The 26001-nt window shown below is 61.2% G+C and carries 19 protein-coding genes; 10 read left to right on the top strand and 9 right to left on the bottom strand.

Going from position 1 to position 26001, the window contains the following annotated elements; all coding sequences use genetic code 11:
• Nucleotides 1–10: 10 nt before the first annotated feature.
• The gene (locus BLR69_RS04585; protein WP_071492578.1) at nucleotides 11–1999 is read right to left on the bottom strand and encodes an alpha-1,4-glucan--maltose-1-phosphate maltosyltransferase; all 1989 of its coding nucleotides are present in this window, start codon (nucleotides 1997–1999) and stop codon (nucleotides 11–13) included.
• A gap of 205 nt (nucleotides 2000–2204) precedes the next feature.
• Between BLR69_RS04585 and BLR69_RS30885 the strand changes: the two genes are divergently transcribed.
• The gene (locus tag BLR69_RS30885; RefSeq protein WP_166794340.1) at nucleotides 2205–2363 is read left to right on the top strand and encodes a hypothetical protein; all 159 of its coding nucleotides are present in this window, start codon (nucleotides 2205–2207) and stop codon (nucleotides 2361–2363) included.
• Between the two features lie 207 nt (nucleotides 2364–2570).
• Nucleotides 2571–3533: a M10 family metallopeptidase C-terminal domain-containing protein gene (locus tag BLR69_RS04580; RefSeq protein ID WP_166794341.1), complete on the top strand. Its 963-nt coding sequence runs from the start codon at nucleotides 2571–2573 to the stop codon at nucleotides 3531–3533.
• Nucleotides 3534–3543: 10 nt separating this feature from the next.
• Here BLR69_RS04580 and BLR69_RS04575 read toward each other — a convergent pair whose 3' ends face one another.
• Nucleotides 3544–4044 (bottom strand): MgtC/SapB family protein, encoded by a 501-nt coding sequence (locus BLR69_RS04575; protein WP_071492579.1) that lies wholly within the window; start codon nucleotides 4042–4044, stop codon nucleotides 3544–3546.
• Between the two features lie 121 nt (nucleotides 4045–4165).
• On the opposite strand from BLR69_RS04575, the gene BLR69_RS04570 reads away from it, so the two are divergent.
• The 4 genes from BLR69_RS04570 to BLR69_RS04555 all read left to right on the top strand — a co-directional run bounded on the left by BLR69_RS04570 (nucleotide 4166) and on the right by BLR69_RS04555 (nucleotide 7975).
• Nucleotides 4166–4405 carry a DUF3203 family protein gene (locus BLR69_RS04570; protein ID WP_071492580.1) on the top strand — a complete coding sequence of 80 codons (240 nt, stop codon included), beginning with the start codon at nucleotides 4166–4168 and terminating at the stop codon, nucleotides 4403–4405.
• A gap of 184 nt (nucleotides 4406–4589) precedes the next feature.
• A complete protein-coding gene (gene ccoG / locus BLR69_RS04565; protein ID WP_071492581.1) occupies nucleotides 4590–5999 on the top strand; it encodes a cytochrome c oxidase accessory protein CcoG in 1410 nt (469 codons plus the stop codon).
• A gap of 31 nt (nucleotides 6000–6030) precedes the next feature.
• Nucleotides 6031–7440 (top strand): GntR family transcriptional regulator MpaR, encoded by a 1410-nt coding sequence (mapR, locus tag BLR69_RS04560; protein WP_071492582.1) that lies wholly within the window; start codon nucleotides 6031–6033, stop codon nucleotides 7438–7440.
• A 94-nt stretch (nucleotides 7441–7534) separates the two neighbouring features.
• Nucleotides 7535–7975: a hypothetical protein gene (locus tag BLR69_RS04555; RefSeq protein ID WP_071492583.1), complete on the top strand. Its 441-nt coding sequence runs from the start codon at nucleotides 7535–7537 to the stop codon at nucleotides 7973–7975.
• Nucleotides 7976–7986: 11 nt separating this feature from the next.
• On the opposite strand, the gene BLR69_RS04550 is transcribed toward BLR69_RS04555, so the two are convergent.
• From BLR69_RS04550 to tpx, 7 genes are all read right to left on the bottom strand, one after another.
• The gene (locus BLR69_RS04550; protein WP_071492584.1) at nucleotides 7987–8733 is read right to left on the bottom strand and encodes an SDR family oxidoreductase; all 747 of its coding nucleotides are present in this window, start codon (nucleotides 8731–8733) and stop codon (nucleotides 7987–7989) included.
• A 54-nt stretch (nucleotides 8734–8787) separates the two neighbouring features.
• Complete coding sequence (locus BLR69_RS04545; protein ID WP_071492585.1) at nucleotides 8788–10884, bottom strand: putative bifunctional diguanylate cyclase/phosphodiesterase; 2097 nt, start codon at nucleotides 10882–10884, stop codon at nucleotides 8788–8790.
• 319 nt (nucleotides 10885–11203) lie between these two features.
• Complete coding sequence (locus BLR69_RS04535) at nucleotides 11204–12745, bottom strand: efflux transporter outer membrane subunit (RefSeq protein WP_071492586.1); 1542 nt, start codon at nucleotides 12743–12745, stop codon at nucleotides 11204–11206.
• Nucleotides 12742–15849: an efflux RND transporter permease subunit gene (locus BLR69_RS04530; RefSeq protein ID WP_071492587.1), complete on the bottom strand. Its 3108-nt coding sequence runs from the start codon at nucleotides 15847–15849 to the stop codon at nucleotides 12742–12744. The genes BLR69_RS04535 and BLR69_RS04530 overlap by 4 nt, the downstream gene beginning before the upstream one ends.
• A complete protein-coding gene (locus BLR69_RS04525; RefSeq protein WP_071490594.1) occupies nucleotides 15846–18947 on the bottom strand; it encodes an MdtB/MuxB family multidrug efflux RND transporter permease subunit in 3102 nt (1033 codons plus the stop codon). The genes BLR69_RS04530 and BLR69_RS04525 overlap by 4 nt, the downstream gene beginning before the upstream one ends.
• Nucleotides 18944–20245, bottom strand: a complete 1302-nt coding sequence (locus BLR69_RS04520; protein ID WP_071492588.1) for an MdtA/MuxA family multidrug efflux RND transporter periplasmic adaptor subunit — start codon at nucleotides 20243–20245, stop codon at nucleotides 18944–18946. The genes BLR69_RS04525 and BLR69_RS04520 overlap by 4 nt, the downstream gene beginning before the upstream one ends.
• A gap of 231 nt (nucleotides 20246–20476) precedes the next feature.
• Nucleotides 20477–20977: a thiol peroxidase gene (gene tpx / locus BLR69_RS04515; RefSeq protein ID WP_071492589.1), complete on the bottom strand. Its 501-nt coding sequence runs from the start codon at nucleotides 20975–20977 to the stop codon at nucleotides 20477–20479.
• Between the two features lie 158 nt (nucleotides 20978–21135).
• On the opposite strand from tpx, the gene BLR69_RS04510 reads away from it, so the two are divergent.
• The 4 genes from BLR69_RS04510 to BLR69_RS04495 all read left to right on the top strand — a co-directional run bounded on the left by BLR69_RS04510 (nucleotide 21136) and on the right by BLR69_RS04495 (nucleotide 25992).
• Complete coding sequence (locus BLR69_RS04510) at nucleotides 21136–22425, top strand: glycosyltransferase (RefSeq protein ID WP_071492590.1); 1290 nt, start codon at nucleotides 21136–21138, stop codon at nucleotides 22423–22425.
• A 72-nt stretch (nucleotides 22426–22497) separates the two neighbouring features.
• Nucleotides 22498–23403 carry an AraC family transcriptional regulator gene (locus tag BLR69_RS04505; protein WP_071492591.1) on the top strand — a complete coding sequence of 302 codons (906 nt, stop codon included), beginning with the start codon at nucleotides 22498–22500 and terminating at the stop codon, nucleotides 23401–23403.
• Between the two features lie 218 nt (nucleotides 23404–23621).
• Nucleotides 23622–24905, top strand: coding sequence for an ABC transporter substrate-binding protein (locus BLR69_RS04500; protein ID WP_371858640.1), 1284 nt, complete (start codon nucleotides 23622–23624; stop codon nucleotides 24903–24905).
• A 160-nt stretch (nucleotides 24906–25065) separates the two neighbouring features.
• Nucleotides 25066–25992 (top strand): carbohydrate ABC transporter permease, encoded by a 927-nt coding sequence (locus BLR69_RS04495; protein ID WP_071492592.1) that lies wholly within the window; start codon nucleotides 25066–25068, stop codon nucleotides 25990–25992.
• The last annotated feature ends 9 nt before the right edge of the window (nucleotides 25993–26001 follow it).

Here is a 26001-nt window from a genome sequence, read left to right as displayed (position 1 = left end):
CGCGCGGGGCTTAAGAGGTGGTGATACGCCAGATCCCGAACGGCATCTGCGGCTCCAGCCGTGTCCACTGGTGCTTGCCATACCAGGTCCAGCGGTGGCCATTCATCAAGTCTTCGCCCTGGGTCTGGGCATCGTCCGGCAGCCCCAATTCCCACAGCGGCAACTCGAAGTTGGCCTCCTGCGCGTTGTAAGGGTCCAGGTTGACCGCCACCAGAATGAAGTTGCTGCCATCCTCGCTGCGCTTGCCGAAATACAGGATGTTGTCGTTCCAGGCGTTATAGAGCTTAAGCCCCAGGTGCGTCTGCAGTGCCGGGTTCTGCCGACGAATGCGGTTGAGCTGGGCGATCTCGGCGATGATGTTGCCGGGGGCGGTGAAATCCCGTGGGCGGATTTCGTATTTCTCCGAATCCAGGTATTCCTCTTTGCCCGGCACCGGGGCTGCTTCGCACAGTTCGAAACCCGAATACATGCCCCATAGGCCCGAGCCCATGGTTGCCAGCGCAGCGCGGATCAAAAAGCCCGGGCGCCCAGACTCGTGCAGGAAGCCAGGGTTGATGTCCGGTGTGTTGACGAAGAAGTTCGGCCGGTAGCATTCACGCCACGGCGATTCATTCAACTGGGTCAGGTACTCGCTCAACTCGGCCTTGGTATTGCGCCAGGTGAAGTAGGTGTAGCTCTGGGAGTAGCCGACCTTGCCCAGACGCGCCATCATCGCGGGTGTGGTGAACGCCTCGGCCAGGAAGATCACCTCGGGGTACCGGGCGCGCACATCGCTGATCAGCCATTGCCAGAACGGCAGCGGCTTGGTGTGGGGATTATCGACGCGAAAGGTCTTCACGCCCTCTTTCACCCAGCCCACCACGATATCGCGCAGTTCGGTCCACAAGCTCGGGATCGCATCCGCCGCGTAGAAGTCGACGTTGACGATGTCCTGGTATTTTTTCGGCGGGTTCTCCGCGTATTTGATCGTGCCGTCCGGGCGCCAGTTGAACCAGCCCGGGTGCTCCTTGAGCCATGGGTGGTCCTGGGAACACTGGATGGCGAAGTCCAGGGCGATTTCCAGGCCATGCTCGGCAGCGGCCTGGACCAGGCGGCGGAAGTCGTCACGGCTGCCCAGTTGCGGGTGGATAGCCTCGTGGCCGCCCTCCTCGCTGCCGATCGCATATGGGCTGCCCGGATCATCGGGGCCGGCGGTCAGCGAGTTGTTCCTGCCTTTGCGATGGCTGCGCCCGATGGGGTGGATCGGCGGGAAGTACAGCACGTCGAAGCCCATGTCATGGATCATCGACAGGCGCGAATGCACGTCATTGAAGGTGCCGTGGCGTGCCGGATCGTCGGTAATCGAACGCGGGAACAACTCGTACCAGCTGGCAAACAGTGCCGCTTCACGCTCCACATCGATCGGGTACACCGTGCTGATGCTCAGGTAGGCGCGGTGATCGGCCTGGGTCATCAAATGTGCACTGTCTTCGTGCAGGAACTGCGCAACCTGCTCGGTTTCCAGCAAGCCGGAGAGTTCGTGGTGCAGCAGCATCAGGCGGTCGCGCAGTTCGTTGTCACTGCGTTCGGCGGCCTGCAGTACCAGGCTGCGGCCTTCCTGCAGCTCCAGGCTGACCGGCACGCCGGCCTCGTGCTTCTTGCGCAGCTCGTAGCAAAAGCTGGCGAAGGTGTCGATCCAGGCTTCGATGCAGTATTCGTGGGGGCCTTGCTGGGCGACGGTAAACGCGCCCTCCCAGCCATTATTGCCCACGTCGTTCATGACCACGCTGTGCCAGCTTTCGTCCTGCAACGGGCGCCAGCGGATCAGCACGGCCAGCTTGTCATGGCCGTCGGCAAACACCTTGCTGGTGACGTTGACCCGCTGGCCGACCACGGCCTTGACGGCAAATTCGCCGCCGTCGATCACGGGGGTGGTGCTCTCGATCGCGATCCGCGGCAGCAACAGCGCCTGGGACAGCGGCAATAAGGATGGGTCTGGAACCTGTGTTTCAGCAGTCATCGAGCATCTTCCCCTTACGCCCTGTGGACGCTCTTTGCTTGATCCGAAATTCTGATACGGCCGCGCTCTCCCTGAGCAGAGCCGTCATAGGTCCGAGCCTGCGCGCCGGTTAAAAGTTCAGGTGGATGTGCCGCCATTGGGCGGGGAATCAATTCGCCCTGGCGGCTGTCCACCGATAGAGCAAAGCACAAAGGAGGCCACACCGATGAATATCCCGATCCCGGCTGAAACCCCGGACCCGAATATCGATAACCCGACCTTGCCACCGACCGAGCCAGAGCCGATTCCGGAAAAAGAGCCACCGGAAAACCCGCCGCCGTCGGTGGAGGAGCCGCCAACAACGATGCCGCCAGTGATTGTCTGAACATTGTCAGAAGTGGAGGGTTCGCTCGTGCGCAGACATCGCTTCAGGCGCACGGGCGAACGGTTGAGAAAAGTAAAATTTCCCACTCAGCTGTCAGACCCGTCCTAAGCTCTAGCGATGCTACTCACTCTTACACTCATCCCGAGAGGGCGCATAACCACCGCCTTGGCTATATCGTGCAACCACAAGCCTCACGAGGATGAATCAATGTCGACTATCTATCCCCAGCAGGGCCGCTCATCGCCCGGCGTGCAGCCCACACTATCCAACTCCACGCCCGGCCAACCTGGGCTGACGTCTGAGCGTATCAATGGGCTGCTAAAGTCTGGCCCCAATTGGTCCATGCCCCCCAAACAGCCCGAGCCGGCACCGAACACACCCGCACCTCGAGCATCTTCTGGGCCCGAGGCGCGCAACGCGGCGAGCGAGCTTGAAACACTGTTGACCGAAACCAATATCGAAAAGGCGTTGCGCGAGCCAGATTCCAACCAAACCAAGGAATTACTTGAGCGGTCCAAGAAGCTTGCGAACGCAATCGAGATGAACACCCCTCACTCGGCGGCAAACGCCAAGACGCCTTGGGCATCCGTCAACCAGTTGTCCCATGACAAGATCACCGCACAGGCCAAAAAAGTCATCAACGAGATGAGAGAAAGGCATATACAACAAATCGAGCTCGACAATTTCTCTCAGGTTGCAAAGGCATTTGATAGCGACGGGGTGGGGGATAGCGTTGCGTACATGAACAACGCACAAAATGGCCTTGCCGACCTCAAGCAAAAATTTTCCAGAATCGAGGCAACAGCCAAAAAAATTGAGGAGATGGGCACACAGTTGAACGCGACGCTGCGCTCATCACCTGCCAATACACCCTATAACGCTGACGCCGAAACCTACCGTTATGGTTCGCTCAGCGAGTCCCCATTGAATGCGCCCAGCGAAATCAAAAACTTCAACAACAACGACAAAATCGACCTGACCAACATCCAAAAACAGCTGAACACGCCATTGCACCTGGTGGAAAAATTTTCTGGAGCCCGTGGTGAAATGCAAATCCATTACCTGCCGAGCACCCACACAAGCGTGCTCATCGTGGCGAACGATCCCGGAAAACCCCCTATGGTGATCAAGGTGTTTGGCGAGCTGCGTTATCAAAATCTGGTCACCTGACCAGACCTTGTTACCCAGTTTTCTTCTCCAGAAGCTTGACAATCCTCGGCATCACATTGAACACCACCAGGGCCAATAACGTACTGAGCACAGCGGTCGACTCGCGCCCCAACCCCGCCGCCACCCCAATGGCGGCGGTCATCCACAACCCGGCTGCCGTGGTCAAGCCTTTGACGTGCTGGCCCTCTTCATCCTCCTTGCCTTTGAGAATGGTGCCGGCACCGAGGAACCCGATTCCCGCGATCACCCCCTGCACCACCCGGCTCATTGCGTCCGCCTGATTTCCGGACATCTGCGGCACCATCACAAACAACGCGGCGCCCAGCGCCACCAGCATGTGGGTGCGCACCCCGGCGGCCTTGCCCTTGCTCTCGCGTTCAAAGCCGAGGATACCGCCCAGCACTGCGGCGATCAGCAGGCGCACGGTGATCTGGGTGAGTTGCCTGGCGTCGCCAATGTCGGCGAATTCAGCCTGCAGGGTTTGCCACACTTCATGCCACCAGGCGTCCATGGATGCCGTCCTTTGTCGTTATTGGTAAAGGATGGACAGCAGCGACCGCCAGTCAGTTGCCTGGAACCCCTGCACATCACCGCCCCCTAACCTTGCATAGCCCATGAGAAAGGAGATCGGCATGCCCTTACGTATCGAAAACCAGCTGTGTTACTTCATGCTCGACGACAACGGCCAGGAACAGAGCTTGCCGGCGACGCGGGTCAATATCGTGACCGACACCGACAAATCCATGTCCTACGTGGAATTGGCAGCCGAGCGGATCTATATCACCGAAGCCGAGGCCGACGCATTGACGGTCGCCGGAGCCCACGATGGGCGCCAGCATGTAAAGGCCGAAGAATCGGGTTCGCTGATTTGATTGATCTGTATCAACGCACAGGTTACAGCGCTGCACCCTAGGCGACACAGGGTGCAGCACATTGTCGCAGCACGCCGCACGCAGCCCATCTGATCCGCTTTTTATCACCCTACCTGAGTCTGTTATGCAAACAGCGTCCCGCGCATAGTTCATCGGCCTGATGGAGGCTGATGAGCGAACGACCATGAGCGAAAGAATCCCAACCGTGGAAACCTTTGAGCCCATACACCCGAAGAAGGTGAAGGCCAAATCCAGCGACAACCTGATTCATACCCGCAGTTTCACCGGCCTGTTCCGCACCTTGCGCGTAGGCGGTGCAGGCTTTCTGTTCCTGGCGTTTTTCGGCACCGTCTGGTTGAACTGGGGTGGACGGCAGGCGGTACTGTGGGACCTGGCTGAAAGCAAATTCCACATTTTTGGTGCCACGTTCTGGCCGCAGGATTTCATCCTGCTATCGGCCTTGCTGATCATCTGCGCCTTCGGTCTGTTTGCGATCACCGTGTTCGCCGGCCGTGTGTGGTGCGGCTATACCTGCCCGCAGAGTTCATTCACCTGGCTGTTCATGTGGTGCGAGAAAATCACCGAAGGCGAACGTAACCAGCGCATCAAACTGCAAGCCGCGCCCTGGAGCTTGAACAAACTGGCGCGGCGCTCGGTCAAACACACCTTGTGGCTGGGCATCAGCGTCCTGACCGGGCTGACCTTTGTCGGCTATTTCACGCCAATCCGCCCCCTGGCCAGCGAACTGCTGACCTGGCAGATGGGCGGCGTCAGCCTGTTCTGGGTGTTGTTCTTTACCGGCGCCACATACATCAACGCCGGCTGGCTACGCGAAGCGGTGTGCATGCACATGTGCCCGTATGCGCGGTTCCAGAGCGTGATGTTCGACAAGGACACCCTGACCATTTCCTACGACGTGGCTCGCGGCGAACACCGTGGCCCGCGCAAACGTGAAGTGAAACCCGCCGATGTCGGCCTGGGCGATTGCATCGACTGCCAGCTGTGCGTGCAGGTCTGCCCTACCGGTATCGACATCCGCGACGGCCTGCAAATGGAATGCATTGGTTGTGCGGCGTGCATCGACGCCTGCGATTCGATCATGGACAAGATGGGTTACGCGCGCGGCCTGGTGAGCTACACCAGCGAACATCAACTGCAAGGTGGCAAGACCCATCTGCTACGGCCGCGCCTGATCGGCTACAGTGCGGTGCTGCTGGTGATGATCGCAGCCCTGGTGGTGGCCTTGGTGGAACGGCCGATGGTCTCGCTGGACGTGACCAAGGACCGTGGCATGTTCCGCGAGAACGCCCAGGGCCTGATCGAAAATATCTACAGCCTCAAGGTGATCAACAAGACCCAGCAACGCCAGGACTATCGCCTGGAACTAGTGGACGCCGAGGGCTTCCAGTTGCAAGGCAAGACTGAGATCAGCCTGGCACCGGGGGAAATCGTCGACGTGCCGGTGTCGGTAGCATTGCTGGCGGATAAACCGGCGAGCAGCTCGCAGACCTTGCGCTTCAAGGTCTCGGATGTGGACGAGCCGTGGATCCAAAGCGCTGCCGACAGCCGCTTTGTGGCGCCGCTGAACCGCTGAAAAACACAATTGAAAAGTTAATTGGGCTCCCATGAAACGCTACGAAAAATTCGCCGACGACATCGCAGAACTGATTCGCTCCGGCGTGCTTGGCCCCGGCCAGCGGGTGCCCTCGGTACGTTATGCCAGCCAGACGTATGGCGTCAGCCCGTCCACGGTGTTCCAGGCCTACTACCTGCTGGAGCGCCGTGGCCTGATCCGCGCACGGCCGCGTTCCGGCTACTTCGTCAACACCCACGCGCCTAGCCCGTTTTCCGAGCCGGTGGTGAGTGAGCAAGTGCACGAGTCCACCGAAGTGGACGTGAGCGAATTGGTGTTCTCGGTGCTCGACTCGATCAAGGACCCCAACACCGTACCCTTCGGCTCGGCGTTCCCCAGCCCGATGCTGTTCCCGTTGCCGCGCCTGGCCCGCTCCCTGGCCAGCGCCAGCCGGGAAATGGACCCGCGCCTGGTGGTGACCGACATGTCGCCGGGCAACCCGCAGCTGCGTCGGCAAATCGCCCTGCGCTACATGGTCGGCGGCCTGATGCTGCCCATGGAAGAGCTGCTGATCACCAACGGCGCCCTGGAAGCCCTCAACCTGTGCTTGCAAGCTGTCACTGAACCAGGTGACCTGGTCGCCATCGAAGCGCCGGCGTTCTACGCCTGCCTGCAAGTGTTGGAGCGTTTGAAACTCAAGGCAGTGGAGATCCCCGTACACCCGCGCGACGGCATCGACCTCAACGCCCTGGCGCAGTCCCTGCAGCGCTACCCGATCAAGGCCTGCTGGACCATGACCAGCTTCCAGAACCCCATGGGCGCGACGCTGCCGGAAGCAAAAAAGCAGGCGCTGGTGGAACTGCTACGCGAGCATCAGGTGCCACTGATCGAAGATGACGTGTACGCCGAACTGTATTACGGGCAACAGGCCCCCAAACCCGCGAAGGCCTTCGACACAGAGGGCCTGGTGATGCATTGCGGTTCTTTCGCCAAGAGCCTGGCTCCCGGCTATCGCGTGGGCTGGGTGGCGGCCGGGCGTTTTGCACAGAAGGTCGAACGCCTGAAACTGATGACGTCGCTGTGCCCCTCCATGCCAGCCCAGGCAGCAATTGCCGATTATCTGCAGCACGGCGGCTATGACCGGCACTTGCGCAAGTTGCGCTATGCCCTGGAAGAACAGCAAAGCGCCATGCTGGCCGCCATCGCGCGCTACTTTCCGGCACAGACGCGGGTGAGCCAACCGGCCGGCGGGTACTTCCTGTGGCTGGAGTTGCCGGAGCAGACGGATTCGTTGAAGTTGTTCCAGATGGCCCTGGCGCAGGGCATCAGCATTGCGCCGGGGCCGATCTTCTCGGCGACCCAGCGCTTCAGGAACTGCATTCGCCTGAACTATGGCAGTCCGTGGACAGAGGCGTCGGAAAAGGCGATGGAGACGTTGGGGCGGATTGTGCGGTCGTTTTAGGTAACGGATATGTCCGTTTTAGTCGTAACACAGTCACTGGAACCTAACCCGGCATGATGCCAACCAGTGACTTCTCCTTGATACCGAGCTCCTCATGTACACCAACAATCGCCCTGCAATCACCCTACACCTCACGGAGCAGAATTGGCGCAATGCTCCCAGCCACCCGGAAGGTCGACCATCCGGCGACCAACGTAGCGCCAAACAGATTATCAACGCCAATCCGGCGGTCAAACATCTATTACGGCGCCGAGACAGCTACCCCACTACCGACCTGCTCAAACTTCAACTGGGTGACTGGACTTCCGCGAATCCCAGCGCCCGTTCGCGCGCCGATGCAGCCTACAACCTGGCTCGGGTGGTCAACTTCCTGGATAACGTGAATGACCGCACAGTGGGCCACAGCGAAAGTCGCGATGGCAAAATCAACGGTTTTCACAATGCGGGCTATTCCACCCGCAAAAACTCGGAGGCACGCTTGCTGGTGGCCTTTGCGGAACAGGGCTACGAGGTGCTAAGAAACCTGGGCGCATGAATGCCCGGACTTCAGCGGCCACCGCCCAGATCGAGGAACGTCCCGGTGGCATACGACGCCTTGTCCGACAGCAGCCAGATAATCGCTTCTGCCACCTCATCCGGGCGCCCGCCACGGGCCATGGGGATACCGGATTCGAGTTTGCTGACCCGGTCCGGGTCGCCGCTCAGGGCATGGAAGTCGGTGTAGATGTAGCCAGGACGCACCGCGTTGACGCGAATGCCCTCACCCGCCACTTCTTTTGATAGGCCAATGGTGAAGGTATCGAGCGCGCCCTTGGAGGCGGCATAGTCGACATACTCACCGGGCGAGCCCAAGCGCGCCGCCACCGACGACACGTTGACGATGCTGCCGCCCTGCCCGCCATGTCTGGGCGACATGCGCAGCACCGCGTGCTTGGCACACAGGATCGGCCCCAGCACATTGGTCTTGATGATTTTCAGGATACGGAACTCGGACATTTCATCCACACGGGACTTGTGTCCCACAGTGCCGGCGTTGTTGACCAGTGCGGTGACACGGCCCAGTTCGGTGTCGACACGGTGGAACAGTGCAACCACTTCATCTTCAATGCTCACGTCGGCGCGCACGGTAATCGCCTGGGCGCCCAGGGCGCGGACTTGTTCGAGCACACGGTGGGCAGCCTCTTCGTCGGACTGGTAGTTGATGCAGATGCGATAACCCTGGCGAGCGGCCAGCAATGCCGTCTCGGCGCCGATCCCACGACTGCCTCCGGTGATGATGACGACTTTGTCCATGCGTTCGGTCTCCTGATTCAACCTGATGTATAGGGTTGAACCCGATACTAACCGTCACGCACGGCTTTTGTCAGGCGCTAAAGCACCTTCGGCACGCTGGATATCGACCATGAAACCGTCGGCGGGCAGCGGGTGACCCAACAGGTAACCTTGCAGGGAGTTGCAGCCCAGACGTGTCAGGAAGTTCTGCTGCACGTCGGTTTCCACGCCCTCGGCGACAATCCGCAGCCCCAGGGCCTGGCCAAGGGCGACAATGGCCGAGACGATAGCCGCGTCGTCGCTGTCGTGTTCCAGGTCGCGCACAAACCCACGGTCGATCTTCAACTCGTTGGCCGGCAAGCGCTTGAGGTACATCAGGCTGGAATAACCGGTACCGAAGTCATCGATGGACAGATCGACGCCCATGTCCGACAACTGCTGCAACACCGTCATGCTCGCATCGGCATCGCTCATGGCGGTGGTCTCGGTGATCTCCAGGGTCAGGTTGTTGGCGGGCAGCTGATGGTGCTCAAGGGCCGCCGCCACGCTCTTGACCAACCCGGCGTGACAGAACTGCAGCGCCGAGAGGTTCACGGCGATGCGCCAATCTTCGTAGCCCTGGGCGTACCACAGGCTCATTTGACGGCAGGCTTCATTGAGCACCCATTCGCCGATGGGAATGATCAGCCCGGTCTTTTCCGCCAGTTCGATAAACGTCGCCGGCAACAACAGGCCCTGTTGTGGGTGCTCCCAGCGCAACAGCGCTTCGGCCCCCACGGCAATGCCACTGGCCGCGTCGAACTTGGGCTGGTAGTACAGGCGGAATTGTTGTTGTTCGACGGCATTGCGCAAGTCCTGCAACAACTGCAATTGCTTGCGCGCGTTGGTGTTCATCGACGCATCAAAGAAGCTGTAGCCGTTCTTGCCCATGCCCTTGGCGTGGTACATCGCGGCATCGGCGTTCATCAGCAATTCCTGGGGATTATTGCCGTTGCCCGGGAACATGGCGATGCCCACGCTGGCGGAGATCTTCAGCTCATGTTCGGCCACCTGAAAGGCGCGGTTGATCAGCACCACCTGGCGCTCGGCCAGGCCGAGGGCATCGTCCGGCTGGGTCAGTTGCACCAGCAATACGAACTCATCGCCGCCGATGCGCGCCAGGGTGTCGTGGCTGCGCAAGTCTTCGCGCAGGCGCTGGCCGACTTCGCGCAGCAGCTGGTCGCCCATATGATGGCCAAAAGCATCGTTGACCGGCTTGAAGCCGTCCAGGTCGATGAACATCAGCGCAAAGCAGCCGCCCTGCTCTTTCACCGCCTGCATGGCTTGCTGGATGCGGTCGGCGAGCAAGGTGCGGTTGGGCAGCCCGGTGAGCATGTCGTGCAGGGCCAGGTGGGTCAGCTCCTGGTTGGCCTGGCTCAGGGAGTCGGCGAGTACCGCCGTGCGCGCTTCCAGGCGTGCGTCGAGCAACGAAGTCAGTAAAGCGATGGCCAGCACCGCCAGGGTGGTGACCAGCACCAGGTTATCCAGGCCCTTGCCGCTCAACCCGTTCAGTGCCGCCCCGCAGAAGCTTTCATCGGCAAAGCGGGCCGCTGCCATGCCGGTGTAATGCATGCCGACGATGGCAAACCCCATTACCACCGCCGCCCCACCACGGGCCAGGCGCACATACGGCGTATTGCGGCGCAAATTATGGGCGATCCACAGCGCTGCGCCGGAGGCCACCACCGCGATCAATAACGAAGCGCCAAACAACGTCGGGTCGTAGTCGATGCCCGGCGTCATGCGCATCGCCGCCATGCCGGTGTAGTGCATGCTGGCAATGCCGGTGCCCATGATCAGCGCCCCCAACCCCAGCTGCCAGGCCGGCAGGCGCGGTTGGCTGACCAGCCATAGTGCAAAGCCGCTGGACAGCACCGCAATCAGCAACGACAGCGCGGTAATCCCCAGGTCGAAGCCCAGGGCAAACGGCAAGCGCAAAGCCAGCATGCCGATGAAGTGCATCGACCACACCCCCACCCCCATCGCCATGGACCCGCCAGTGATCCATAAATAAACGGCGCGCCCCTTGGCGGTGGCGATGCGCCCGGAAAGGTCCAGCGCGGTATAGGAAGCGAGGATCGCGACGAACAGTGAGATCACGACCAGTGAGGGCGAATAACTACCGATGAGCATGGGACTTCTCGTGCACAGCGAGCCCGAGAGGCCCGTGCGAAATGGCAAAGCGGGCGATTGTAGCGAGAATAATTCTTGAACAGTTGATTAATTATCAGAGCGCCATTAGTGGCATTTTGACGCCAATCCTATGGCTCAGAAACGAGGGTTTGCTGAGGTCAAATATGGCGGTGGGCGGTGGTGAGCGGGCTTATTGTGGTGAGCGGGCTTGCCCCGCGCTGGGCCGCGCAGCGGCCCCAAAAAACGGGAGCGCTACGCACTCCAACGCGGGGCAAGCCCGCTCACCACAGCAAGCCCGCTCATGGGATCGAGTTCATCGCTAATTTTTGTCGGCAATCGGCGTCTGTCCATCCCAGCCACCGCCCAAGGCGGCGATCAGTTGCACACTGGCCACCAGGCGCGTCTGCAGCAAGGTCAGCACCGTGCGCTCGTTGCTCAACGCCGTGGCTTGCACGGTAACCACATCCAGGTAGGCAATCAGCCCGGCCTTGTACTGGTTCTGGGTCAGGCGCAGCGACTCGCGTGCTGCCGCCAGCGCTTCGTTGCTGACCACCGCCTCGTCCTCCAGCACCTTGAGTTGCACCATATAGTTTTCCACTTCACGGAAACCATCCAGCACAGTCTGGCGGTACTTGGCGACGGTTTCGTCATAGGAGGCCACGGTGCGGTCGACTTCCGCCGAGCGCTGGCCGCCATCGAACAGGGTCATGGCCAGCTTCGGTCCCACCGACCAGAAGCGGTTCGGCAGGCTGATCCAGTCGGCGTAGGTGCTGCTGGAATAACCACCGGCCAGGCTCAGGGTCAGGTCCGGGTAGTAGGCAGCCTTGGCCACGCCGATATTGGCGTTGGCGGCGATCACCGAGCGTTCGGCCGAGGCGATGTCCGGGCGCCGCTCAAGCAGTTGCGAAGGCAGGCTCACCGGGATCTGCGGCAGTGCCGGGATGTCTTTGCTGACCGCCAGGTTGAAGTTGGCTGGCGCTTCGCCGATCAATACTGCAATCGCGTTTTCCAGCTGGGCGCGCTGCCAGATCAGGTCGATCAGGCTGGCCTGGGTGGTCTTGAGCTGGGTTTGCGCCTGGGCCACCGCGTCCTTGCCGGAAACACCGGCGCGGTACTGGTTTTCGGTCATTTGCAGGGAGCGCTGATAAGTCTCCAGGGTCGCTTGCAGCAGGCGCGTCTGTTCGTCCATGACGCGCAGTTGCAGGTAGCTTTGCACCAGTTCCGATTGCTGGCTCAGGCGCATCGCTGCCAAATCCGCCGAGCTGGCTTCGGCGCTGGCCTCGTTGGCCTCCAGGCCACGGCGCAACTTGCCCCAGATGTCCGCCTCCCAGCTCACGCCCAACTGTGCGTTGAGGGTGTCGCGAATGCCGCTGCTGGAACTGCTGAGGCTGGCGCTGCTGCTGCCGGTGCCCTGGCTGGCGCGGGTCTTGCCGGCGCTCAGGTCAACGGTGGGGTAAAACGCCCCACGGGAACTGCGCACCAGCGCCTGGGCCTGACGAAAGCGTGCTTCGGCCTGGGCCACGGTCTGGTTGGAACTGTTCAGGCGCAGCACCAGGTCATTGAGCTGGCGGTCGCCGTACAACTCCCACCAGGCACCACGGGCCAGGGAATCGCTGGGCGTGGCTTGGCGCCAGCCCTGGGCTTCCTTGAATTGTGCCGGTTCGACCACGTCCGGGCGTTTGTAGTCGGGGCCAACGGCGCAGGCGCTGAGCAACAACGCCAGCCCTACTGTAGGAGCGAGCTTGCTCGCCAAGGTCGTCAACGATAACGCGCCAACCCGGGAGATACGCGGTGCCTGGGCGTTTTTCGCGAGCAAGCTCGCTCCTACAGTGGAGCCGGGGGCGTTGGTTGAATCGGTCATAGCGCAGTGTCCAGGGCAGCATCGGTCCGCACGCCGCGCCAGGCGTTGAAGCGGTGGCGCGCGCGGTCGAGATAAAGGTAAACCACCGGGGTGGTGTAAAGGGTCAGGACCTGGCTGAACACCAGGCCGCCGATAATGGTCAGGCCCAGCGGACGACGCATTTCCGCGCCATCGCCGGCACCCAGCAGCAACGGCAAGGCGCCGAGGATGGCCGCCAGGGTGGTCATCAGGATCGGCCGCAAGCGCAGCAGACAGGCACTGCGAATCGATTCGAGCGGGCCCATGCGGTCATTACGCTCCAACTGCAATGCCAGATCGATCATCAGGATCGCGTTCTTCTTCACCACGCCGATCAACAGGAACAGGCCCAGCAGCGAGATCAGGCTGAACTCGCCTCCCGTCAGGTAGATGGCGAGCATGGCGCCGACACCCGCCGACGGCAACGTCGAAAGGATCGTCAAAGGATGAATGTAACTCTCATACAGAATGCCCAACACCAGGTACACCGCCACCAGCGCGCCGAGGATCATGAACGGCTGGCCCTTCTGCGTGGCGGCGAAGGCATCCGCGGTGCCAGCCATCTTGGCGATCACATCTTCCGGCAAGCCGACCTTGGCAATCGCCCGCTCGATGGCGGCTGTGCCCTGCTCCACCGTCACGCCGGGCGCCATGTCGAAGGCGATGTTTTCCGAGGCGAACTGGCCTTCGTGGCTGACGCGATCGTCGGCCAGGCTGTTCTCGTAATGGGCAATGGTCGACAACGGCACCCGTGCCCCCGTGGACGTGATCACCTGCATCTGGTTGAGGGTGATCGGGTCCTGGGCGTATTTCGGGTTGACCTCCATCACCACCTGGTACTGGTTGAGGCTGTCGTAGATCGTCGAAATCTGCCGCTGGCTGTAGGCGTTGTTCAGTACGGCCGTGACCATGTTCATGTCGATCCCCAGGCGCTTGGCCTGGTCGCGGTCGACAATCAATGTGACCTGCGCAGCGCCCCGGCCTTCGCGGGCGTCGATGGCGGTGAGTTCTGGCAACTCGCGCAGGGCTGCGACCACTTTCGGGTACCACAGGCGCAGTGCCGCCAGATCGCCGCTTTGCAGGATGTAGGAATACTGCGCGCTGGTCTGGTCGCGACTGCCGCCAAATTGCAGGTCCTGGTCGGCCATCAGGAACAGCCGACCGCCCGGTACGAGCGGCACGTCCTTGCGCAGGCGCTCGATCACCGCCTGGGCAGAAATCTTGCGCTCACTGATGGGCTTGAGGCGTACCAGCATCACCGCGTTGTTGGTGCCGTTGTTGCCACCAATGAAGCCGGCCACACTGAGCACCGCAGGGTCCTTGAGCACTGCCTTGCGGAAGATCTCCATCTTCGGCTGCATCACGCTGAACGACAGGCCGTCATCACCGCGCACAAAGCCGATCAACTGGCCGGTGTCCTGCTGCGGCATGAAGGTTTTCGGCACCACCACGTACAGCGCCACGTTCATGCCGATGGTCAGCAACAGGCTGAGCAGGGTCAGGCGTCGATGGCGCAGCACCCAGTCCAGGCTGGTGGCGTAGCCGGCGACCATGCGATCGTTGACCTTCTGGCTCCAGCGCTGCAAACCGGTCATCTGCGTTTTGACATGGGGTTTGAGCCAGCGCGCGCAGAGCATCGGGGTCAGGGTCAGCGAGACAATCAGCGACACGATGATCGCCGCCGACAGGGTGATGGAAAACTCGCGGAACAGGTTGGTGACAATCCCGCCCATGAACAGGATGGAGAGGAACACCGCCACCAGCGACACGTTCATCGACAGCAAGGTAAAGCCGACTTCCTGGGCGCCCAGGTACGCCGCCTTCATCGGCGGCACGCCTTCGTCGATGTGCCGGGAGATGTTCTCCAGCACCACGATGGCATCGTCCACTACCAGGCCGGTGGCCAGGATCAACGCCATCAGCGAAAAGTTATTCAACGAGAACCCGTACAGGTACATCACCGCGAATGTGCCGACCAGCGACACGGGCACCGCCAGGGTCGGGATCAGCGAGGCACGGAAGTTACCCAGGAACAGGTACACCACCAGGATCACCAGCCCCACGGCAATCAGCAAGGTCATCTCGGCTTCGTGCAAGGTGGCGGTGATCACGGGCGAGCGGTCCATGGCCAGGCTCAGCTTGACGTTGGACGGCAGCACCGCCTGCAACGCCGGCAATTGCGCCTTGATCTGCCGCACCGTCTCGATGATGTTGGCGCCGGACTGGCGGTTGATCACCAGCAGTACCGCCGAGTCGTTATTGAAGAAGCCGCTGTTGTAGCGGTCTTCCACACCGTCGCTGATCCTGGCCACATCCCCCAGGCGCAAGGCTGCGCCATTCTGGTAGCGAATCAGCAGCGGCTCGTAGTCCTTGGCTTTTTCCAACTGGTCATTGGCCTGGATCTGCCAGTTGCGCTCGCTGTCTTCCAGGGAGCCCTTGGGCCGGCGCTGGTTGGCGTTGGCAATGGTGTTGCGCACATCGTCGAGGGCCACGCCGTACTGGTCGAGAGCCTTGGGTTCCAGTTCGATGCGCACGGCCGGCAAGGAGCTGCCGCCAATCTGCACTTCGCCCACACCCGGAACCTGCGAGAGGCTCTGGGACAGGATGGTCGAGGCCAGGTCGTACAGCTGGCCCTTCTGCAACACGTCCGAGGTCAGCGACAGCACCATGATCGGCGCCTGGGACGGGTTGATCTTCTTGTAGGTCGGCATGCTGCGCATACCGCTGGGCAGCAGGTTGCGCGAGGCGTTGATCGCCGCTTGCACTTCCCGCGCCGCGCCGTTGATGTCGCGGTCGGAATCGAACGCCAGGATCACCCGGGTCGAGCCCTGGCTTGACGAACTGCTCATGGTGGTGATGCCGGCAATTGCGCCGAACGAACGCTCCAGCGGCGTGGCCACGGTAGACGCCATCACCTCGGGGCTGGCACCGGGCAAGCTGGCCGACACCACGATCACCGGGAAGTCGATCTGCGGCAGCGGCGATACCGGCAGCAGGTTGAAGCTGACGCCGCCGAGCAACAGGATCGCCAGGCTCAGCAGCATGGTCGCGACCGGCCGGCGGATGAAAGGTCCGGACAGGTTCATGACTCAACCGGCTCCAGGCTTTGCGGCTCTTTGCGCCAGCGGCGCCCGAGGCGGTCGAAGTACAGGTAGATCACCGGGGTGGTGAACAGCGTCAACACCTGGCTCACCAGCAGCCCGCCGACCATCACCAGGCCCAGCGGTTGGCGCAACTCAGCGCCGGAACCAGTGGCCAGCATCAACGGCACCGCGCCGAACAACGCTGCCAGGGTGGTCATCAGGATCGGCCGGAAGCGCAGCAGCGCCGCCTGGTAGATCGCGGTCTGCGGGTCGAGGCCCTGGTTGCGTTCGGCGTCGAGGGCGAAGTCGATCATCATGATCGCGTTCTTCTTGACGATACCGATCAACAGAATGATGCCGATGATCGCGATCATGCCCAGGTCATTGCCGCTGAGCAGCAAGGCCAGCAACGCCCCTACCGCCGCCGATGGCAAGGTCGAGAGAATGGTGATCGGGTGGATGTAACTCTCGTAGAGCACACCGAGCACGATGTACATGGTGACCACCGCCGCCAGGATCAGCAGCAAGGTGCTCGACAGCGAGGCTTCGAACGCCTGGGCCGCGCCCTGGAACTGGGTCTGCACGCCCACCGGCATGCCGATGTCTTTCTGGGTCTGGTTGATCAGCTCCACGCCTTTGCCCAACGCAACGCCGGGGGCCAGGTTGAACGACATCATCACCGCCGGGAACTGGCCGATATGCGCAATCGCCAACTGCGCCTGGCGCTGTTCCACGTGGGCCAGGCTCGACAAGCGCACCTGGCCGCCGTCGGTGGTCTTCACATGGATCTGGTTCAGTGCATCAGGCCCCAGGGTTTCACCGGACTGGGCCTGCAACACCACGCGGTACTGGCTGGCCTGGGTGTAGATGGTGGAAATCTGCCGCTGGCCGAAGGCGTCGTACAGCGCATCGGTGATGGTCGACACGCTCACGCCCAGCCGCGAGGCGGCATCGCGGTCGATCACCAGGTAAACCTGCAGGCCTTTGTCCTGCAGATCGCTGGCCACATCCGTGAGTTCCGGCAACTGACTGAGCGCATGCACCAGCTTGTCGCTCCACAACGCCAGCAGCTCGGCGTCCGGCGAGGACATGCTGAACTGGTACTGGGTACGGCTCACGCGGTCTTCGATGGTCAGGTCCTGCACCGGCTGCATGAACAGGCGGATGCCCACCAGCTTGTCGATCTCCGGCTGTAAACGGGTGATCACCTGGGCTGCGCTCAGGTCACGCTGTCCGTGGGCCTTGAGGTTGATCAACAAACGCCCGCTGTTGAGTGTGGCGTTGTCGCCATCCACACCGATATAGGACGACAGGCTTTCCACCGCAGGATCAGCCAGGATGATCTTGGCCAGTTCCTGCTGGCGCTGACTCATGGCGGCGAAGGAAATCGACTGCGGCGCTTCGGAAATACCCTGGATCACGCCGGTGTCCTGCACCGGGAAGAAGCCCTTGGGCACTACCAGGTACAGGAATACGGTGAGTCCCAGGGTGGCGATAGCCACCAGCAGGGTCAGCGGCTGGTGCTTGAGCACCCACTGCAACATGCTCCCGTAACGCGCGATCAACCAATCGATCCAGGCACCGCTGGCCTTGTAGAAACGCCCCTGCTCTTCCTCCTTGGGCTCACGCTTGAGCAGGCGCGCGCACATCATCGGCGTGAGGGTCAGGGACACCACCAGGGAAATCAGGATCGCCACCGCCAGGGTGATGGCGAATTCGCGGAACAGGCGCCCGACTACGTCAGCCATGAACAGCAGCGGGATCAGCACGGCGATCAACGAAAGCGTCAGGGAAATCAGGGTGAAGCCGATCTGCTTGGCGCCCTTGAGCGCCGCGGCCAGCGGCGTTTCGCCTTCCTCGATATAGCGCGAAATGTTCTCCAGCATCACGATCGCGTCATCCACCACGAACCCCGTGGCGATGGTCAGCGCCATCAGCGTCAGGTTGTTGATGGAGAATCCGGCCAGGTACATCACGCCAAAGGTGCCCACCAGGGATAGCGGCACGGCGATGGACGGGATGATCGTGGCACTGACCCGGCGCAGGAACAGGAACGTCACCATCACCACCAGGGCGATGGCGATGAGCAATTCGTGCTGCACGTCTTTGACCGAGGCGCGGATGGTCTGGGTGCGGTCGGTGAGCACCGTCACGTCGAGGCCGGCCGGCAGGTTGTCGGTGATGCTCGGCAGCAGCGCCTTGATGCGGTCCACCACCTCGATCACGTTGGCCCCCGGCTGGCGCTGGATATTCAGCAGCACGGCCTGGTTTTCATTGGCCCAGGCAGCGAGGCGTTCGTTTTCGGCGCCGTCGACGATCTGTGCCACGTCCTTGAGGCGCAATGGCGCGCCGTTGTTATAGGCCAGGATCAGTTCGGCGTATTGCGCGGGCGAGACTAGCTGATCGTTGGCATCGAGCATCGACACACGGGTCGGCCCGTCGAAATTGCCCTTGGGCTGGTTGACGTTGGACGCAGCGATCAGCGTGCGCACATCGGACAGGTTCAAGCCGTTGGCCGCCAGGGCCTCGGGGTTGACCTTGATGCGCACCGCCTGGCGCTGGCCGCCGGCGATGCTGACCATGCCAACGCCGCTGATCTGCGCGATTTTCTGCGCCATGCGCGTATCGACCAGGTCATTGAGCTTGGGCAGCAGCATGGTCTTGGAGGTGATCGCCAGGGTCAGCACCGGAGTGTCCGCCGGGTTGACCTTGTTGTACACCGGCGGCGCCGGCAGGTCCTTGGGCAACAGGTTGGTGGCGGCGTTGATCGCGGCCTGCACCTGTTGCTCGGCGACATCCATGTTGATGTCGAGGTTGAAACGCAGGGTCAGTACCGACGCGCCGCCGGAACTGGTGGAGGCCATCTGCGTCAGGCCGGGCATCTGCCCGAACTGGCGCTCCAGCGGCGCGGTGACCGCACTGGTCATCACGTCCGGGCTGGCGCCGGGGTACAGGGTCATTACCCGGATCGTCGGGTAATCCACCTGGGGCAAGGCCGACACCGGCAACAAGCGGTACGCGATGATACCGGCCAGGACAATGGCCAGCATGCTCAGCGTGGTGGCGACCGGGCGAAGGATAAACAGCCGCGACAGGTTCATGAACCGACCTTTTGCGCCTTGCCGGCGGTGACGCCGGTCTCCCCTTTAGCCCCAGGCTTGCCTTGCAGGTGTTCGGTCGGGGTGGTCGGCACTTCGTTGCTGTCGTTGACCACTTCGATCTCGCTGCCATCCTTCAAGCGGTCGGTGCCTTCCAGTACCACGCGGTCACCGGCCTTGAGGCCCTCTTTGATCACGGTGTTGTCGCCATCGGTATCGCCGACCACCAGGGGCTGCATCTTGACCTTCTTGTCACCATCCAGCACGTAGACAAAGGTGCCGGTGTTGCCGAACTGGATCGCCGCCGACGGCGCCAGCACCACGTTATGCAGGGTGTCGACCAGCAGGTGCACATTGACGAACTGGTTGGGGAACAGCGCCTGGTCCTTGTTATCGAAGCGCGCCTTGAATTTCAGGGTGCCGGTGGTGACGTCGATCTGGTTGTCCAGGCTTTGCAGCACGCCGGTGGCCTGTTTCTTCACGTCGCCACGGTCCCAGGCCTCTACAGGCAGCTTGTTGCCGGCGTGGTAGCGGGTGAGCACGGTTTCCAGGGTGTTTTCCGGCAGGGTGAAGGCCACGCTGATCGGCTGGGTCTGGGTGATTACTGCGAGGAAGGTGGTGTCGTTGGCCGCCACCAGGTTGCCCACGTCGACCTGGCGCAGGCCGACGCGGCCGCTGATCGGCGCACGGATCCTGGTGAATTCGAGGTTGAGCTTGGCGTCATCCACTGCGCCCTGGTTGGTCTTGACCGTGCCCTGGTATTGCAGGACCAATGCTTCGGCGGTGTCCAGGGTCTGCTTGGCGATGCTGTCCTGGGCGTACAGGTCGCGGTAACGCTGCACGTCGACCTGGGCGTTTTTCAGCTGGGCCTGGTTCTGCATCAGCGTGCCCTGGGCCTGGAGCAAGGCGTTCTGGTAGCTGCGCGGGTCGATCTCGGCGAGCAGGTCGCCGGCCTTGACCATCTGGCCTTCTTCAAAGGCGATCTTCACCAGCTCGCCGCCCACCCGGCTACGCACATTGATGGTATTGAGCGCGGTCACGGTGCCCAGCGCCTTGTAGTACACCGGGAATTCTCCCAGCACGGCTGGCGCCACGCGCACCGGCACCGGGCCGGCGGAGCCGCCGAACCCCGGGCGCATCATCCCCGTCTTGCCGGCATGGCCCGCAGGCTTTTCGGCGCCATCCTTATGGCTGCCGGGCCAGAACTTCCAGCACAGGCCGGCAATAACCAGCAGCACAAGCAGGCCGAACAGCCAGCGGCGGGACTTACGGGGGGAGGATTGCATGGAATGATCAACCATTGGGCGCGAGAGCTTCTTCTTTGGGAGGCTGAAAGATAAGCACTGGGGCGCATTTAGAAAAGCGCCTTTACCGGCTATTTACCTTGGGCTTACAACTTTTAACTTCTGATCTTAGTCTGCCCGCTATTTCGCTAAGCAGTTGAGGCACAAATAAAAACGGCCTGGACTAGGCCAGGCCGCAATCATGCATCAAGCGTGTTACTGCAAAACGACAGTAACGTACCGAAACAGTTACTTCAAAACAGCCAGGGCTGCTTCGTAGTTCGGCTCCTGGCCGATTTCCGCAACCAGTTCGCTGTGCAGCACGTTGTTGTTCTCGTCCAGCACCACCACGGCGCGGGCAGTCAGGCCCTGCAGTGGGCCGTCGGCGAGGGAAACACCGTAGTCGACAGCGAAGTCGGCGTTGCGGAAGTCCGACAGGCTCAGCACATTGTCCAGGCCTTCGGTGCCGCAGAAACGCTTCTGGGCAAACGGCAGGTCAGAGGAAATGCACAGCACGACCGTGTTGGTCAGGTCGTTGGCCTGGGCGTTGAACTTGCGTACCGAGGTCGCGCAGGTCGGGGTGTCAACGCTTGGGAAGATGTTCAGCACCTTGCGCTTGCCGGCGAAGGTTTCCAGGGAAGCCTGCGACAGGTCGACAGCAACCAGGCTGAACTCAGGAGCGGTGGAGCCGGTTTTCGGCAGTTCGCCTTCAACCTGGACAGGATTACCACGAAGGGTGACTTGAGCCATGAACAGAATCCTTATGCTGGGTTTGATGAAACGAATTCGAGAGGCGGAAGTTAACCACAAAGTGCGATGGCTACCTACCGCCAGACATAAATTGTCATGCCGCCGGTTATGGTTTAATTGCGCGCCGATCGCCCTGCCCTTCAAGGAACCTGTTGTTGATGAATCAGCCTGCCACCAAAGTCCTGGTCATTGGTTATGTCTGGCCGGAGCCGCGTTCCTCGGCCGCAGGCGGGCATATGATGCAGATTCTGCAGAGCTTTCTGACCCAAGGTTGGGACATAACCTTCAGCAGTCCCGCGACCATCGGCGAGCACAAGGCCGACTTGCCTGCATTGGGCATCGCCGAATGCGCCATCGAGCTCAATAACAGCAGTTTCGATGATTTTATTCGCGAGTTGGCCCCGGATATCGTGCTGTTCGACCGTTTCATGATGGAGGAACAGTTCGGCTGGCGCGTCGAAAAATGCTGCCCCGGTGCCCTGCGTGTCCTGGAAACCTCCGACCTGCAAAGCCTGCGCGACGCACGTCACCAACACTTCAAGGACCACCTTAAGGCACACCCCGACACCGAGGACTTCAGTGCGCTGTTCTCCCCGGTGCTGCACGAAGCGTTTCGACTGATGGCCGAGACCGACCTGGCCAAACGGGAAATCGCGGCGATTTACCGCTGCGACATCAGCCTGATGATCTCCGACGTTGAAATCCGTCTGCTTACCGAGCACTTCAAGGTGCCGCCCGCCCTGCTCCACTGGTGCCCGCTTATGCTGGAGCGGCCGACCGAGCCCTTCGCGCCATTTGAAGAACGCGCCCATTTCCTCAGCATCGGCAACTTCCGCCACGCGCCCAACTGGGATGCGGTGCTCTGGATGAAAAACAGCCTGTGGCCGCTGATCCGCCAGCAACTCCCGGGAGCGCAACTGCACATTTATGGCGCCTACACCCCGCCCAAAGCCACGGCCTTGCATAACCCGGCACAAGGGTTTCATGTGATGAACTGGGCCGAAGACGCCTTGCAAGTGATGACGGCGGCGCGCATCTGCCTGGCACCGTTGCGGTTCGGCGCCGGGATCAAGGGCAAGCTGGCGGATGCAATGCTCTGCGGCACGCCAAACGTCACCACGCCAATCGGCGCCGAGGCCATGGGGGATGAACAGCCATGGCCTGGTGCAGTAGAACAAAGCGCGCCTGCCCTCGCGGCGGCGGCGGTGGCGTTGTATCAAGACCGTGAACGCTGGACCCAGGCCCAGGAAGACGGTCGCCAACTGCTGGCCCGGCGGTATGACCAGAACATTCATGGCCCGGCGCTGGTGGCCTGCCTGGAGCAATGCCGTCAACACCTAACCACCCATCGCCGCGATAACTTCACTGGCAGCATGCTGCGCCACCACGCCCATAAAAGTACCCAGTACATGTCGCAGTGGATCGAGGCCAAAAACCGCAACGTATAAACATCGACGCTGGCGAGGTCGTGCGCAAGGGGGCATTATCCTACGCAGCAACCACAATAAAGCGACGGCAGCATGACCCGAGCAACGCGCATCACCGACCCTTCCTACGAACTGATGGACGACCACAACGGCCTGTCCATCATCTATCGCCAACACGGTTTCCCTTGCCCGCTGGTGCGCTGGCACTTCCACAAGGAATACGAGCTGCACCTGATCGTCGCCAGCTCCGGCAAGGTGTTTATCGGCGACTATATCGGCAACTTCTACCCGGAAAGCCTGTTCCTCACCGGCCCCAACCTGCCCCACAACTGGATCAGCCAGGTGGAAGAAGACGAGGTGGTGCCCAAGCGCGACATGCTGGTGAACTTCACCGATGAACTGTTCGAGCACGGCAGCCACATCTTCGCCGAACTCAAAAGCCTGGCGCCGCTGCTGGAACGCGCGCAGTACGGCATCGAGTTTCGCTGCAAAAAGACCATCGCCCAGGCCATGACCCTGATGCAGCGCATCGAGGACGCCCAGGGCATGGCGCGCCTGGGGCACTTCTTTATCCTGCTGGAAGTGTTGAGCGCCTGCGAGGACTACCAACTGCTGTCCGGTGTGACCACGCCGCAACTGGCCGATGAACACAGCATCGACCGCACCAACCGTGCGGTGGATTACATCTTCGCCCACTACGCGCGCGAGTTGCCGCTTGAAGAAGTGGCGGAATACCTGGGGATGAAGCCGACTTACTTCTCTCGCGTGTTCAAACAGGCTACCGGGCGTACGTTCATCGAATTCGTCAATCGCTTGCGTATCAGCAAATCCTGCGAGTTGTTGGCCGATGGGGATAAAGCCGTGACGGATGTGTGTTTCGAGTCGGGCTTCAACAATATTTCCAACTTCAATCGGCGTTTTCAGCAACTAAAAGGCATGACCCCTTCCCACTACCGGCGCCTGGCGGTACAGCGGCTCACCGAACAGAACCTGGCTTAATAGTTTCAGCCGGCTTGAGCCCGAGTGCAAAAAAGTATCAGTGCCAGTGCGCCCAAGGATTTGTCACAACCCCATTTCAAGGCTGTAATCAACGCACACTCTTCCTGACTCCTTGTAGGAAGACACAACAACAATAACTGTCCTTCTGTAGCCCCCTGGGCGCGGAAATGGAGTGCGCGATGAAGTTCACAGCAAAAGCACTGCTTGTCTCTACCTGCATGACCACCTGCATGACCCTCAGCGCCGTCAGCTTTGGCGCGCAGACCCTGACCATTGCCACCGTCAACAACAGCGACATGATCCGCATGCAAAAGCTCTCGAAAACCTTCGAGGCCGAGCACCCGGAGATCAAGCTGAACTGGGTGGTGCTCGAAGAAAACGTGCTGCGCCAGCGCCTGACCACCGACATCGCCACCCAGGGTGGGCAGTTCGACGTGTTGACCATCGGCATGTACGAAGCTGCACTGTGGGGCGCCAAGGGTTGGCTGGAGCCGATGAAGGATCTGCCGGCGTCCTACGACCTCGACGATGTATTCCCTTCAGTGCGTGACGGTTTGTCCGTGAAAGGCTCGCTGTATGCCCTGCCGTTCTACGCTGAAAGCTCTATCACTTATTACCGTACCGATCTGTTCAAGGACGCCGGGCTGACCATGCCCGAGCACCCGACCTGGACCCAGATCGGCGAATTCGCCAGCAAACTCACCGACAAGAGCAAAGAGCAATACGGCCTGTGCCTGCGTGGCAAAGCCGGTTGGGGCGAGAACATGGCGCTGATCACCACCCTGGCCAACGGCTACGGCGCGCGCTGGTTCGATGAGAAATGGCAGCCGGAATTCAACGGCCCTGAATGGAAGGATGCGCTGAACTTCTACGTCGACAACATGAAGAAATCCGGCCCGCCGGGCGCTTCCAGTAACGGTTTCAACGAAAACCTGGCGCTGTTCAACAGCGGCAAGTGCGCGATCTGGGTGGATGCCAGCGTGGCCGGCTCGTTCGTCACCGACAAGACCCAGAGCAAAGTGGCTGACCATGTCGGCTTCACCTTTGCCCCCCACGAGAAGACCGACAAAGGCACGTCGTGGTTGTACTCCTGGAGCCTGGCCATTCCAACCAGTTCCAAGGCCAAGGACGCCGCCAAGGTGTTCACCAGCTGGGCCACCTCCAAGGAATATGGCGCTTTGGTTGCCAAGACCGATGGCGTGGCCAACGTACCACCAGGCACGCGCAAGTCGACCTATAGCGACGAATACATGAAAGCCGCACCGTTTGCCAAGGTGACGCTGGAATCGCTGAAAGTTGCGGACCCGACCAAACCGACGCTCAAGCCGGTGCCGTATATCGGTATCCAATTGGTGACCATTCCTGAATTCCAGGCGATCGGCACCCAGGTCGGCAAGTTCTTCTCGGGCGCGCTGACCGGTCAACAGACGGTGGATCAAGCCTTGACCGCCGCACAGACCACCACCGAGCGTGAAATGAAGCGGGCCGGTTATCCCAAATAAAGTGGGTACACCACTGTAAATGTGGGAGCGGGCTTGCTCGCGAATGCAGTCTTCCAGTTGATGTATCCGTGACTGACGCACCGCATTCGCGAGCAAGCCCGCTCCCACACTGACCGCGCTTCGATTCTAGCTCTGCATGTACCTGACTGGTTCTGATCCTATGAATACCAACACTGCCCAAGTGCAAACCGCCGTGCCGGACAAGCCGCGCAAAAACCGCCTGGCCAACCCCGGCTGGTTCCTCGTCAGCCCCTCGGTGGCCTTGCTGCTGCTGTGGATGATCGTGCCGCTGGGCATGACCCTGTACTTTTCGCTGATCCGCTACAACCTGCTCTACCCCGGTGAAAACCAGTTTGTCGGGCTGGAGAACTTCACGTATTTCGTGACCGACTCGGGCTTCCTGCCGGGTGCCACCAACACCCTGTTGCTGGTGGGCAGCGTGCTGTTGATCAGCGTGGTGTTCGGTGTGTTGATCAGTGCCTTGCTCGAAGCCAGTGAGTTCTTCGGTCGCGGGCTGGTGCGGGTGTTGTTGATCTCGCCGTTCTTCATCATGCCCACCGTCGGTGCGCTGATCTGGAAGAACCTGATTTTCCACCCGGTGTCGGGGATTCTCGCCGCCGTGTGGAAGCTGTTCGGTGCCGAGCCGGTGGACTGGCTGGCGCACTACCCGTTGCTGTCGATCATCATCATTGTGTCGTGGCAATGGCTGCCCTTTGCGATCCTGTTGCTGATGACCGCCATGCAGTCCCTCGACCAGGAACAGAAGGAAGCCGCGCGCCTGGACGGTGCCGGCGCCATCGCGATCTTCTGGCACCTGACCCTGCCTCACCTGGCCCGGCCGATTGCCGTGGTGGTGATGATCGAGACGATCTTCCTGCTCTCGGTGTTTGCCGAAATCTTCACCACCACCAACGGCGGCCCCGGTTACGCCTCGACCAACCTCGCGTACCTGATCTACAACCAGGCGCTGGTGCAGTTCGACGTGGGCATGGCCTCGGCCGGCGGCTTGATTGCCGTGGTCATCGCCAATATCGCGGCGATCATCCTGGTGCGGATGATCGGCAAAAACCTGACTGACAAGCCTTGAGGGCCGCGC

Source organism: Pseudomonas azotoformans, from assembly GCF_900103345.1.
Lineage (GTDB): Bacteria > Pseudomonadota > Gammaproteobacteria > Pseudomonadales > Pseudomonadaceae > Aquipseudomonas > Aquipseudomonas azotoformans.
The sequence above is the reverse complement of the archived record's forward strand: the minus strand, read 5'-3'. Positions and strand labels throughout refer to the sequence as shown.